Origin of the sequence: Paenibacillus sp. FSL R7-0345, from assembly GCF_038595055.1 — a bacterium.
Taxonomy (GTDB): Bacteria; Bacillota; Bacilli; order Paenibacillales; family Paenibacillaceae; genus Paenibacillus_AQ.
Genome location: NZ_CP152002.1, coordinates 2,830,684 through 2,842,822, shown reverse-complemented (window position 1 = coordinate 2,842,822; position 12,139 = coordinate 2,830,684). Strand labels below are relative to the sequence as shown.

Here is a 12,139-nt window from a genome sequence, read left to right as displayed (position 1 = left end):
GGGGGTCATGTGACTACTATAACGCCCAAAGCTTAAAAACATATGAACCGCAGGTAAAGGTTTGATGAAAAACGGAATGAACCTCCTCTGCAAACAAATAGACCCTGTCGAGGCACGACAGGATCTACAATAATGCATCCACTGGGGGGTGGAGACCTCAACTATACCGCTCAAACCTTAAAATCAGATAAAATCCTGCTGAAAGTTAACTTAAAACTGATAATTTGTCACGATTTAGCTACAATTACTTTTAGAGGGAACCATATTAAAGACCTTAGCCTTGACCCGGCCTCTCTCAGCCGGCCGGAATCTGCTCCACAATCTGGTCAAGCGTAACCTCCTGCAGTACTTTTTCCATTGCTTTTTGAGCCATAGAAAAGACAGGCACTATTGCACCTGCAATATTTTTGCCGACCGGACACTCCGGATTCGGGTGGTCATGTACGGAGAACAAGCTGTCATCCCCCACGGCATTTACAGCCTTATAGATTTCCAGCAGGTTGATTTCTGAGGCACTGCGCGTAAGCTTGGCTCCGGCCACACCTGGACGGACCTCGACCAATCCGGCTTTATTTAGCATTCCGGTAAGCCGGCGGATCACAACCGGATTCGTATTTACACTGCCGGCAATCCACTCCGACGTGCTCTTGCCCTCTTTGTTGCTGTCAATCAGTGTTAAAATATGAATAGCGACCGCAAAACGGGTGCTGATGTTCATGGGTATCTCTCCTTTAAGGCCTTCGGCAAAGCAATAGATGCAACTATAATAGTTACATTTTAAACGGTTGTCAATCCCGCCAGCAGTTCTCCCACCTGTACAGGATACTTTTTGTACAGCCTGGCTTTGGCCAGGTTGCTCTTTACGATTCGGATTATTCGCTCATCTCCGCTTGCGGCGAGTCTGCCGAGCAGGGCAAAGCCAGCTTCCGGTTCAGCAGCTGCGAAAAGGCTGAGACTGTATTCCAACCCCTTTGACAGTACCCGGAATTGATCAGGATCGTAACCCGCCGGCAGGGCCCGCAGGATTCCGTCCATTATTTCTGCAGATACATCCAGGCAGTATTGCGCCTGACTACGGGATTTGAGCAGTGGCGGGTGAGCCAGTCCAGCCAGAAAAGCACGCTTTTCAAGCATAGTTGCCTCCGGCCTCCAGCTGTCCAGCAGCTCCTTCAGCAGTCCGAAATCATCTTCGCCAATATACTGCAGTCCGATTGCAGCCGCCTCACGGACCCGCCACCTTGCGTCATTCATTGCCGTTCTGAGTATCCCCTTAATCGTACTGCGCCGCAGGCTGTCTGCAAAGCTATATTGGGCTGCACAGGCCTGGACGGCACAAAACGGCAAATATTCACCGGAATCCTCTGCCCATATTGTAATCAAAGCCCATGCCGTGTCCGATACCTCCGGACTTGCATAACACTGTGCGAACCGGGCAGCCAGCTCCAGATTGGCACGTGGTCCGGGCAGGCCGCTGCGGAGCTGCAAATAATCAGCCAGCAGCGGCCAGCTCTCCCGGTTCTGCGCCCACTCCTGTAATGATGCGGTGTCCTCTTGTTTACTTCGCATATCTGATCTCCCCTATCACAGTATTATCACTGCCTCTGCACAATTCCCTGTGTTACATAAGGATAGTCAATCTGCTGCTTCACCGACAGCATCGCCTCTTCTCCGGCCAGCAGTGACAGCACATACAGCCCGAGATCAACAGATGCGGATACACCACCGCCAGTAATGATATTGCCATCCTGGACGATCCGCGTTTTCACGACATTGGTACAATAGGGCGACAGCAGCTCATAAGCAGACGGATGTGTAGTTGCACTGCGGCCAGCCAGGAAACCGGCAGCACCAAGCAGCAGTGAGCCGGTACATACGGATATTTTGTAAGGAACACTTGCTGCACCCTGGAGCCATTCTATAAAATCCTCGTCATAGCGGAGTTTTCTGGTCCCCAGGCCGCCCGGCACAAAAACCAGATCATAATCCGATAAGTCCGGCTTCACACGGCCTATTTTGACCGTCAAACCCAGTTCATCAGTAATTTCCCCGCGCACCCCGCAGATATCCCACTTCAGTCCCTGTCCCGCCTCAAACTGCCCCAGCCGGTAGATAACATCATAGAAGCCCGCGAAATCCAGAAACGTCACTCCGTCAAACAGAATAAAGGCCATTTTCATACTGAACCCCCCGTTTCTATAAAACAGCAAGGGCTGCCCCGGCCAGCCTTCAACCTGACTACCAGTACAGCCCTAATTACATATCTGTATGCCGCCATGCTATTTTGCAGCCTGCAGCTTCTTATGCGCTTGTCAAAATAATCGGCTTACCTTTGGTTACGATAATCGTATGCTCAAACTGGGCAACCCGGCTGCCCCCCGTGACACTCAAGGTCCATCCGTCACTTTGCTGTTCCGCAAAATCATCCCCGGTGCTCAGGAAAGGCTCTACAGTAATGACCTGGCCTTCCTTCAGCACTGTTGTTACACGCGGATTATAAAACGGGAGGATTTCAAACGGCTTCTCATGCAGCGATTTGCCGATACCGTGACTGCACAGGTTGCGGATTACTTTATAACCGCGTTTTCCCGCCTCCAGCTCCATTATCCGGCCGATCTCATTAACCTTCATACCGGTCCGCAGATGATTAATTACACTCATCATAGTCTCTTCAGTACTTCGGCACAGGTGAATCAGCTTCTCGTTATAGGGAGGGAGCTGGAAGGAGACTCCCGCATCCGCAAAATATCCGTTCAGTTCAGCCGACACATCAATGTTAATCAGATCTCCCGGCTGGATAACCCGCGGGCCGGGAATGCCGTGGGCCACTTCATCATTAACACTGATACAGGTAAACCCCGGAAAATTATACGTTACCTTAGGGGCCGACTTTGCGCCAAAGCGCTCAAGCAGCTTAGCACCAATCCCGTCAAGCTCAGCCGTTGTCATCCCGGGAACTACTTGTCTTTTCATCTCGGCAATCGTATATCCGACTACTTTTCCTGCCGCCTTCAAGCCCTGTAAATCCTGTTCATTATCGCTTGTCATCTGTCCACTTCCTTTGTTGAATAGCTTTATTTAACTTTTTGAAATACAGCGCCATCCGTAAACTCTAATTCTTCATTATATTGTTCGCTAAACGGAAAAGTGTGCAGCCGCCTCACAGGCTCCACCTCCAAGTCCATATGTATCCTTCCATTATAACAGTCTCCGGCAGGAGAATAAAATGATCACCGTAAAAACGCCAGTCTGCCAGCCAAAAAAAAAAGACCGCCCCGCAGCGGTAACCTCACGGATCAGTCTTATGCTCCCTTACTTTATGAGTCACTCGCTCCAACCGCTTTAAGCCAGGCCTCGGCAATTAATGCATGTCCGGCAGGAGAAGGATGAACGCCGTCCCCCGCCCAGTATGCCGGCTCTGCCTTTACTGACGCAGCCGCAAACAGGCCGTCAAGCGGCACAAGCACCGCACCGTATTCCCGTGCCAGCGAGCGCACCACATGAATTTTCGGGTCCAGATCAATACGCCAGCCCTTGCGGTCTTCCGGCACAGGGAGGACGAAAGGCTCAACCAGCACCAGCCTGGCATCTGTTGCCGCCCGGGTCCGTTCAAGCAGATCACGGTAAGCGGATTCAAATTCCCCGGCCGTTGTCTCAAAGCCGGAATCATACCAGCGCCAGGTATCATTAACTCCGATATAGATGGATACCCAGTCCGGCTTCAGCTCCAGACAGTCTTTGTCCCAGCGCTGCTGCAGGTCTGTTACCCGGTTACCGTTGATCCCGCGGTTGTATACCGTAAGCTTCTTCTCCGGATACTGCAGTCCAAGCCGGGCAGCTGTCATCAGGGCATAACCGCTCCCCAGTGATGCAGCATCACTGTAATTCCGTCCGCAGTCTGTAATGCTGTCGCCAATAAATACGATCACATCATTATCTTTAAATCCCATACCTCAAGTCCTCCCATACGGCATTAGATTGATAGAAACAAAGCTATTATAGCAAAGGAAAAAGAATAATACAGCAACGGATAATTCTCTCTTCCGGAAAAAGGGTGCAACATAAAAAAACAAACCAAAAGCCCTCCCGTCCTCCTGTGCCTTATGCAGGCTGAATATCCAGGAAGAGCGGAAGGGCTGTTTGCACGCCAATCCCCCTTACGGGATCAAGCGCGGTACGATATTAATAAGCGAGGCTGAACAGGCCTTTAATATGCGTCAGATAACGGATATTGCTGGCTTCCTTCATCATCGTTGCAGGAAGGCCTTTAAGCGGAGTGGAGCTTCCGCCGATAATTGCCACCCCGTCCTTACGGCCAAGGCTGGCCAGTGTTCCGGAGTTGATCGGGCTGAAGGTTTCCATTGCCTTGTTGTTCAAGGCTGCATACAGGTTGTAACCGATCAGCTCACCCATCTGCCAGGCAATCTGGGCAGTCGGCGGATATGGACGGCCGTCAGCCGCGAAGTAAACAGCGCTGTCTCCAGCCACGAAAACATCTTTGTGCGAAGTGGACTGCAGGAAGTCATTGACGGTCGCCCGTCCTCTGTTAACCTCAAGCCCGGATTCGCCAACCAACGGATTCCCTTGTACCCCGCCAGTCCAGACGAAGGTGTTGGCAACAATCTTTTGTCCGTCTTTAAGGTCAATAGTGTTACCTTCAACATTGGTTACAGGGAGTCCTGTCAGGAACTGTACACCGCGTGCTTCAAGACTTTTTGTCGCGCGCTCAATCAGATGATCCGGCAGAACAGGCAGAATCTTAGGACCGGCTTCAACGAGCAGCAGCTTGATTTCCTTCGGGTCAACCCCGTACTGTCTGGTCAGCTTAGGCAGTACATCGGCAATTTCACCAACCAGCTCAACGCCGGTCAGACCGCCGCCGCCAATCAGAATGGTTGCATCTGCAGGATTTTTGCTTTTCGCAAACTCAGCAATTTTACCTTCAATGTGGGCATGAATGTTCTTGGCATCCTCAGCCGATTTCAGCACCATGCTGTATTGCTCAAGGCCCGGAATTCCGAAGTATGCAGTTGTGCTGCCAAGTCCGACAACAAGCGCATCGTAGGAAAGGGTGGAGCCGTCGGACAGGCTGATCTGCTTGCTGTCAACGGAGAACGATTTTACCTTGGCAATTTTCAGATCAATATCCTTACCGTTAAACAGCTTCGCGAGCGGCATGGCAATCGCCTTCTCCGAAATGCTGCCGGCAGCCAGGCGGTGAAGCTCAGTAATGATCTGGTGAGTCGGATATTGATTAACTACGGTAATTTTAGCATCTGCTTTGCTCATATATTTACGTACAGTCAGCGCGCTCAGCAAGCCGCCGTATCCTGCACCTAGAATAACGATATGTTTTGACATCTTATTTCCTCCGTCCATACGTGTGTTATTAATAATATACTCAGGCTATTTCTGCGGATTGCGTTCGCCGCTGACTTGAAGATAAGCGTTCATGAAACGAAGCATCTTCTGCACCTGCGGGTCTTTAATCATTTTCATCATACCGAACAGGCTGATGTTTTCTGTGCTTGCTTCAGCCCGGTCTTTTGCTTCAATGACGTTGGCTGCCATATGTTTGACCGACTCTACAACCGGCTCGGCAATTTCCTTAATAGCGCCTACAGTATCATTTTTCAGTACATCGTCCGTTGCAACCGCCTGTACAAAATCAAAGGATTTCGTTAATACTCCGACCAGTTGGGTAAGCTTAGGCAGTTCCTCCACCAGCAGTGTCAGTGATTCCTGAACTTCCGGTTTCAGCAGCTGTTCGAGCAGATCCTCCTTCGGGTTCTTTGCTGCAGCTGCCGCTTGTTCCTGCTCAGATGCTGTTTGAGTAATCGTTTCTGACATTTTAGTCTCTCCTTCACATTAGCATGACTACTTTTCTAATCTAACTCACAAAGTCAGTGTGCCTATTATACCACCGTTCTTGTTAAATATGTCACAATGTTTTTAGTCGTTTAGCCCTATTTTGTGATAATAATCACTTCTTTATTGTCTTTTTCTCGAATTTTCTTCTTTTTTATAAAATATTCATAATTTCATACCTAAAATCATTGACGACCGACTAATCCCATGCTATCTTATTAAGCAAGTAACTAAATGTAAGTTTATTATAAAAGAAAAGTTATTGATTTTTATTAACCAATACATAAGCTAACGGAGGCATAACAATGAGTACTTTTTCAGATTTGATTCAAGCCCGCAGATCCGCCATGAATTTTGTTGAAGGTGTCACTATTTCCCGGCAGGAGCTGGAGGAAATGTTCTCCCTTACCCGCTTAGCTCCTTCCAACAGCAATCTGCAGCACACACATTATAAAGTAATAACCGATCCCGCTGTTAAGGAGCAGCTCCGCAAGGATGCTTACGATCAATACAAAGTACATACGGCTTCCGCTGTTATTCTTGTATACGGGGATAAAAACGCCTACCTGCAGGCACCCGAGATTTACAATGGCCTCAAGCTGCTCGGTGCCATGAGCCAGGAAGAGTACGACAACATGATTCAGTCTATCAATGACGCTTATGCAGGTAACGAACAGTTCCAGCGCGACGAAGCCATCCGCAATGCCTCCTTGTCTGCTATGCAGTTCATGCTGATCGCTAAGGATAAAGGCTGGGATACATGCCCGATGATCGGATTTGTTCCGGAAGCTGTCAATGCGACACTCAATGTGCCGGACAATCTTGTCCCCGCCCTGATGATTACCATCGGCAAAGACAACAAGCATAAAATCAGACCGCGCGGTTACCGCAAGCCTGTTCATGAATTCGTGGAATTCATCTGATAAATCTTTTGTAAAAAGCACAAAAAGCCCTCCGTCATTATCCGCGGAAGGCTTTTTCATTTAGAAAATGAATGAAACTCTTTAACGGCTGAGAGGGTCTGCCGCTCTGTTTAATCAAAAAGCTAACTCTTATGTGATCTGCAAGCTCCTCGTACTGAACGTTCTGCAGCTCCTTTCGGCTATAGGCGATATCTGCCGGAATGACGCTGATCCCCAGTCCGTCATTAACGGCCTGCAGGATGGCTTCAAGGGAATCGAATTCCATGACCGCACAGTTTTGCGGATTATTTTTTATAAATAAATCGAGCATTTTCCTTCTGTAAACACAACTCCGATCACTATTCATGACTAAAGTCTGGCTACATATCCCCTGCTGCGGATTACGTTTAGGTGAAATGACTACAACCCCTTCATCATAAGTATACACAGGCTGAAAAAGTGCGTTATTGTAAGCACCATTCACAAAGATCCCATCCACCTCACCATAAGCAAGCATCTCTTGCAGCCGCTCTGCACTATTCGTTTTCAGCTTGATATCTATACTGTTATCCTGCAAAAATAAGGTCAGTAACTGTGGTATGCGGACAGCAGAAATAGTCTGAGGGGCGCCGATTGCCAGAGATTTTTTCCATTTTTCCGGATTTATTGACGCCCTGGCTTCATCCAGTAACTGTAAAATCTGATGGGTGTACTCAAGTAATTCGCTGCCCTCTTCTGTCAAGGTAACCCCCCGATTATTACGGATAATTAACGGAACACCCAGTTCATGCTCCAAGCCCTTGATTCGCTGGCTGATATTCGACTGGACATAACCTAATTTTTCGGCCGCTTTTGAGATCGACTGCTGCTCGGCGACCTGTTTAAAGATTCTCAGATCCTTACTTTCCATAAAAATAACAACACCTCCCGCTGATATCACTCAAACTGATACCCGGTTCATTTTTCCGAATTATACCTTAGCTCCGCGTAAAAGTATAATGGAGCCAAATAAAGCTAAAGCGGAGATGATGACAAATGGAATTAAAAGATAAAGTGATACTGGTCACCGGTGGCGGAACAGGTGTGGGAAGAGCGACTGCGTTAATGCTGGCTGTTAAAGGGGCAAAAGTCGTAGTAAATTACAGCCGGTCTGAGGAAGAGGCAAATGAAGTTGTACAGGAGATTTTAAATGCAGGTGGCAGCGGCTTTGCCTATAAAGCAGATGTAGCTGTAGCACAAGAAGTACATGATATGGCAGCTTATACAGCAGCGACTTACGGGACAATTGACGGACTGGTAAACAACGCCAGTATTACAGCGCAGATCGCTATGGATAACCTGGATGATGTGACGGACGAGGTATGGGATAGGCTTTTTAATGTTAATGTAAAGGGGATGTTCCACTGTGTAAAAGCGGTCGTCCCCTATATGAAAAAGCAAAAATCCGGCGCAATTGTGAATATGGGCAGTGTGGCAGGAATCACCGGGATAGGCTCATCTGTACCCTATACGGCTACCAAATCCGCCATCCACACGATGACCAAATCGCTGGCCATCGCGCTGGCCCCTCACATCCGGGTAAACAGCATCGCTCCAGGTGCAGTCGATACCAGATGGTGGTCAGGCAACGAAGAACGAATGCATCAGCTTGCCGGAAACCTGCCGCTCCAGAGAATCTCTGCGCCAGAAGATATAGCCGCAGCGGTTCTTTTTCAACTGACGCAGGATTCTATTACGGGCCAGGTGTTTGTTGTTGATAATGGGCAGACGTTATGATCGTTTTAGAGGTACGATCTGCAAAAAGCGTATATTTGCGTGAGTGCTCTACTTTGCGTATTGCAGAATGGCAATAGCTGCCCGTTCACGCCGTTCCGTATCTTCACTATGCAGAGCTTCTTTAAGGACAGAAATCGCTTTGGCCACGGTTACCTCATCTACCCTGGCAGGCTTTCCGTCAACTGCAGCATTCGCCTGGCCGGTTCCTTCAATCCACAGCTCCATTCTTCCCGCCGGCAATGTTCCGCGGTAACGGGAAATGATGCTCTCATCAGCCAGCAGTTCTGCAGCTGCGGGATTCAGCTCGCTTTGCGGAATGCTTTTCAACCAGGTTACGCCCCGGCGGTGGCAGCGTCCGTCCTCCATTTTATCGTACGTATCGTCATAGAAGTAATCACCCAGGTCTCCCAGATGCACCCACTCCCCGTCAGCAACCAGTACATAATCCCCGTCCTGCATCTCATGCACGAACAGATTAAGACCGGCAACTGCCACTTCAAGCTCCTGGCCCTGATAAGCTCCGCTCTTCAGCAGCCTGACCAGCATCTCCTCCGGACTGGCCTCTTCCAGATTCCCGGTGCCGGGATAGCCGATACAAACATAGTTATTCTCCAAAAACTCTGCAATCCGCTCCACGCCCTGCGGTGATGTCTTCATCTGAAACAGCTTCATTATGATGCTCCCCCTTCTGACTATTGCTACATTATACAGGATAGATCCCACTAGGTATTACCCAAGGTACAAGCTGCGAATAATGAAAAACGAAGAACACGGCAGAATAATAGCGCTTACAAGAGGATGAATTGATAAATTGTACCATTTTTAAGGATTAGCGCTTTTTACAGTATGGGCACACGCAGGTATACTTAAGACATCAACTCAAGGAACCTTACACCGCTAGAAGGAACGTCTGACGGGCGCAGCATTTTATCCGCAGCAATCCTGAGCAGCTGTAATCCCTGAGCTTGAGACTATATCTTTGATTCTGGCGCTAAAGCTTTCAATCCATCCCCGAACGAAATGGTGTGAGCTTCTTAAAGCTCGAATGGAAAGCAGCAGTCCACTCGTGGCAGAGGATGAATTAGAGAAGATTTACCGCACAGGATAGGCAAATTTACTGCCGCCTCGGACGATTTCTACCCGGCTGAGTTCAAAGAGTAGGATAAGGAGTCTGAGCATAACATGGGTATAGTGCCAGCAACGTAAACCTCTATTGTTGATGCAAATCAATGATAGGGGTTTACTTGTTTATTTTAGTATAAAAGGGCCTCCGTCCAATCAGATCACCACCTGCATGAATATCCTGGTTATTATGCCTATATCTGATACCGAGATAACAATGTGCGGGGATGTGATTATTTTGAATGGCAGGATATGGAGAAATAAAGGCTTAATAGAAACGCAAACTTCTTCAAACGCTGAACCAAAGCTCCTAGCAAATAGCCCTTTGCAAACGCGAAAGCGCCTGAAACAATCAGCCAGCAGCACAGTAAACTCTGCAAAAAAGCCCAAGTCCCCTACTCGCAGCACCTCTCGAACAGCAAAACGTCCTAAACATCCAACACGCACCACCCTGCGTTCCAAAAAAATTCTGAAGCGCCGGGCTGGAACACCTCACGCCGGAAAAATCCCAAAACGCCCGGCCAGCAGCACCAAACGCACAGCAAACTACATTTACCGTGATCCCTTGTACGGCTTCGCACTAAAGCTGCCCGTCTCGTGGAGGCGCTATACGACTGTCGAACGCAGCAGGCGGCTGGAGGATGCTGAGTATGGGGTGTTTTTCCGCTTCAAGTACAAGGGTAAAGTATATGATGATGTCCTAAGTGTTCTCGTCTACAAAATGACGCTACAGCAGTGGCATGACGAGGGATATGACGAATCTCCAATCCAGCTTCTGGCAGCCCGGGGCGGAAGAATCTTCGCCTACACGGTGCCGGGAGAGCTGCCTGAGGAGTTCCTGAGCAAAGCCGGTGACGACTATGATTACAAGAAGTTCGGCCGGGAGATCGCCCTGTTGAAACGCATGGTGAATGACGAGGTTCCGCAGATTGTAAAAACCTTTAAACTCAAGAGCTTTTCTACGCGCTGAACGGTAACGTCACCTAATAATTGAACCATGCTGCTGGGTGTGCCAAACAAAAAAAGCTGCTCAACCCGTTTAATGGGTCAGCAGCTTTTTGCCGTCTAATGGGTCAGCGTAAAGGTATCCAGCTTATTGCCGTCCACATCATAGGCCTCATAGGTCAGCACTGTGCCGCTGATGGTAATGCCTGCGAACATCGCCTTGTTGTTCTGGAAATGTACGGCATGGTAGAACTGGTCCTCTTTTTTCTCATTAAACTTGTTGCCGGAAGCATTCGTCACTACATAAACAGTCCCTCTTGCCCCGGCCGTCTTTTGCTTCTCCGTGACAATCTTACCGTCCAGCAGCGGATAAGACCGCGAATACTCATGGTTATGCCCCTGCAGCACCAGATCAACCCCGTATTTATCAAAAAGCTCTACCCAGTCGTCCAGCTTCTTATAAGTATTTCCGCCATACGCCGGCCGGTGAATAGCAACGATTTTCCAGGCTTTGTCCGTGCCCGCAAGGTCCTTTTTCAGCCATTCGGTCTGCTTTTTCAGATTGCTCTCCGTGTTCAGTACGGTAACATGCACCGGCCCATAATCAAAAGAATATGACGTTCCGGCAATCGAGCCTTTGGCCCCATTATCCGGGACGTTGAAGTGGGAGGTAAATTCGGCCGCCTGCTCATCTGCCTCATCGTGATTACCGGTGACTGGCATCAGGGGAATGCCGGAGACCAGATTGTCCACATTGCTAAAAAAGCTGTCCCACGCCGCGGAATCTTCCGCTTCCTCCGTAAAATCCCCGTTATGCACAATAAATGCTGCCGCCGGAAAGGTCGTAAATGCCTTGTTCAGCGTCCGCCCCCACACCGCAAAATCCGCCGCCGTTATCCCTTGCGAATCAGTCACATTAATAAAGGTTACCTCGTCAGTGTCCGCTTCCGCAGTCGTAAAGCTGGCCGCAGCACTCCACTCCCCCTCCTCTCCTGAACCCGCTCTGTAGGTGTACCCGGTACCCGGCTCAAGCCCGCTGACCTCTGCTTTATGCACGCCTCTTTTCCCTTTATCCGTCTTGATTGTTGTATCTTCCGCCTGCACCTTGATTACTGAAGCACCGTCAAAAGAGGCACTGCCTCCTTTTACAACCTCCAGCACTCCTGCAGCAGCAGAATCCTCCGTATACCAGGTAAAAGCGCGGCTCGTTCCCGTATCCCCCTTAAAGGTAGTGACCAGATTATACGGGGTTCCCGGTGACAACGCGGCCTCTGCCCGCTCGGCCTTCATTTTTTCGAGCGCTACTGCAGCCACTATTAACACTATAAAAATAATCCCGATGATGAGTACGATTTTCAAATCCTTCACACAGGTCCCTCCTGAAAGCTACTTTACTTTGTTTACAAAGATAGCCTCCATTAATCCAAAAAGTCAACTTCCGCCCCTTAATTATGCCTAAAGATCACGATTTTTGTTAACGCAGTGTAAAAACTTTCAGCTGGCGCTCAGCCAAATTTAAGACAATCATA

At 49.0% G+C, this 12,139-nt stretch carries 13 protein-coding genes; 3 read left to right on the top strand and 10 right to left on the bottom strand.

Annotated features, from left to right (window positions below):
• Nucleotides 1-295 precede the first annotated feature (295 nt).
• The 7 genes from NST84_RS11910 to NST84_RS11880 form a co-directional block, all read right to left on the bottom strand.
• Nucleotides 296-718, bottom strand: coding sequence for an Rrf2 family transcriptional regulator (locus NST84_RS11910; protein WP_342565777.1), 423 nt, complete (start codon nucleotides 716-718; stop codon nucleotides 296-298).
• Between the two features lie 59 nt (nucleotides 719-777).
• Complete coding sequence (locus NST84_RS11905) at nucleotides 778-1,566, bottom strand: hypothetical protein (protein ID WP_342565776.1); 789 nt, start codon at nucleotides 1,564-1,566, stop codon at nucleotides 778-780.
• Between the two features lie 26 nt (nucleotides 1,567-1,592).
• Nucleotides 1,593-2,177 carry a DJ-1/PfpI family protein gene (locus NST84_RS11900; protein WP_342565775.1) on the bottom strand — a complete coding sequence of 195 codons (585 nt, stop codon included), beginning with the start codon at nucleotides 2,175-2,177 and terminating at the stop codon, nucleotides 1,593-1,595.
• Between the two features lie 121 nt (nucleotides 2,178-2,298).
• Complete coding sequence (map, locus tag NST84_RS11895) at nucleotides 2,299-3,045, bottom strand: type I methionyl aminopeptidase (RefSeq protein ID WP_342565774.1); 747 nt, start codon at nucleotides 3,043-3,045, stop codon at nucleotides 2,299-2,301.
• 269 nt (nucleotides 3,046-3,314) lie between these two features.
• Nucleotides 3,315-3,947, bottom strand: coding sequence for an SGNH/GDSL hydrolase family protein (locus tag NST84_RS11890; protein ID WP_342565773.1), 633 nt, complete (start codon nucleotides 3,945-3,947; stop codon nucleotides 3,315-3,317).
• Between the two features lie 232 nt (nucleotides 3,948-4,179).
• Complete coding sequence (locus tag NST84_RS11885; RefSeq protein WP_342565772.1) at nucleotides 4,180-5,358, bottom strand: NAD(P)/FAD-dependent oxidoreductase; 1,179 nt, start codon at nucleotides 5,356-5,358, stop codon at nucleotides 4,180-4,182.
• A 45-nt stretch (nucleotides 5,359-5,403) separates the two neighbouring features.
• Nucleotides 5,404-5,847, bottom strand: coding sequence for a DUF1641 domain-containing protein (locus NST84_RS11880; protein WP_342565771.1), 444 nt, complete (start codon nucleotides 5,845-5,847; stop codon nucleotides 5,404-5,406).
• Between the two features lie 323 nt (nucleotides 5,848-6,170).
• Between NST84_RS11880 and NST84_RS11875 the strand changes: the two genes are divergently transcribed.
• A complete protein-coding gene (locus NST84_RS11875; RefSeq protein WP_342565770.1) occupies nucleotides 6,171-6,788 on the top strand; it encodes a nitroreductase family protein in 618 nt (205 codons plus the stop codon).
• A 37-nt stretch (nucleotides 6,789-6,825) separates the two neighbouring features.
• On the opposite strand, the gene NST84_RS11870 is transcribed toward NST84_RS11875, so the two are convergent.
• Nucleotides 6,826-7,677 carry a LysR family transcriptional regulator gene (locus NST84_RS11870; protein ID WP_342565769.1) on the bottom strand — a complete coding sequence of 284 codons (852 nt, stop codon included), beginning with the start codon at nucleotides 7,675-7,677 and terminating at the stop codon, nucleotides 6,826-6,828.
• A gap of 125 nt (nucleotides 7,678-7,802) precedes the next feature.
• Between NST84_RS11870 and NST84_RS11865 the strand changes: the two genes are divergently transcribed.
• On the top strand, nucleotides 7,803-8,543 hold the full coding sequence (locus NST84_RS11865; protein ID WP_342565768.1) for an SDR family NAD(P)-dependent oxidoreductase: 741 nt from the start codon (nucleotides 7,803-7,805) through the stop codon (nucleotides 8,541-8,543).
• 48 nt (nucleotides 8,544-8,591) lie between these two features.
• Here the strand turns inward: NST84_RS11865 and NST84_RS11860 are convergent, their stop codons facing one another.
• Nucleotides 8,592-9,215, bottom strand: coding sequence for a hypothetical protein (locus NST84_RS11860; RefSeq protein ID WP_342565767.1), 624 nt, complete (start codon nucleotides 9,213-9,215; stop codon nucleotides 8,592-8,594).
• A 1,015-nt stretch (nucleotides 9,216-10,230) separates the two neighbouring features.
• On the opposite strand from NST84_RS11860, the gene NST84_RS11855 reads away from it, so the two are divergent.
• On the top strand, nucleotides 10,231-10,635 hold the full coding sequence (locus tag NST84_RS11855) for a hypothetical protein (protein ID WP_342565766.1): 405 nt from the start codon (nucleotides 10,231-10,233) through the stop codon (nucleotides 10,633-10,635).
• Nucleotides 10,636-10,730: 95 nt separating this feature from the next.
• Here NST84_RS11855 and NST84_RS11850 read toward each other — a convergent pair whose 3' ends face one another.
• A complete protein-coding gene (locus NST84_RS11850) occupies nucleotides 10,731-11,978 on the bottom strand; it encodes a metallophosphoesterase family protein (protein WP_342565765.1) in 1,248 nt (415 codons plus the stop codon).
• Nucleotides 11,979-12,139: the final 161 nt, after the last annotated feature.

Bases quoted from the DNA above. Each gene is read 5' to 3' on its own strand.
- NST84_RS11905 (WP_342565776.1), bottom strand. From the start codon at position 1,566: ATGCGAAGTAAACAAGAGGACACCGCATCATTACAGGAGTGGGCGCAG.
- NST84_RS11880 (WP_342565771.1), bottom strand. From the start codon at position 5,847: ATGTCAGAAACGATTACTCAAACAGCATCTGAGCAGGAACAAGCGGCA.
- NST84_RS11890 (WP_342565773.1), bottom strand. From the start codon at position 3,947: ATGGGATTTAAAGATAATGATGTGATCGTATTTATTGGCGACAGCATT.
- NST84_RS11875 (WP_342565770.1), top strand. From the start codon at position 6,171: ATGAGTACTTTTTCAGATTTGATTCAAGCCCGCAGATCCGCCATGAAT.
- NST84_RS11910 (WP_342565777.1), bottom strand. From the start codon at position 718: ATGAACATCAGCACCCGTTTTGCGGTCGCTATTCATATTTTAACACTG.
- NST84_RS11860 (WP_342565767.1), bottom strand. From the start codon at position 9,215: ATGAAGCTGTTTCAGATGAAGACATCACCGCAGGGCGTGGAGCGGATT.
- NST84_RS11900 (WP_342565775.1), bottom strand. From the start codon at position 2,177: ATGAAAATGGCCTTTATTCTGTTTGACGGAGTGACGTTTCTGGATTTC.
- NST84_RS11870 (WP_342565769.1), bottom strand. From the start codon at position 7,677: ATGGAAAGTAAGGATCTGAGAATCTTTAAACAGGTCGCCGAGCAGCAG.
- NST84_RS11885 (WP_342565772.1), bottom strand. From the start codon at position 5,358: ATGTCAAAACATATCGTTATTCTAGGTGCAGGATACGGCGGCTTGCTG.
- NST84_RS11865 (WP_342565768.1), top strand. From the start codon at position 7,803: ATGGAATTAAAAGATAAAGTGATACTGGTCACCGGTGGCGGAACAGGT.
- map (WP_342565774.1), bottom strand. From the start codon at position 3,045: ATGACAAGCGATAATGAACAGGATTTACAGGGCTTGAAGGCGGCAGGA.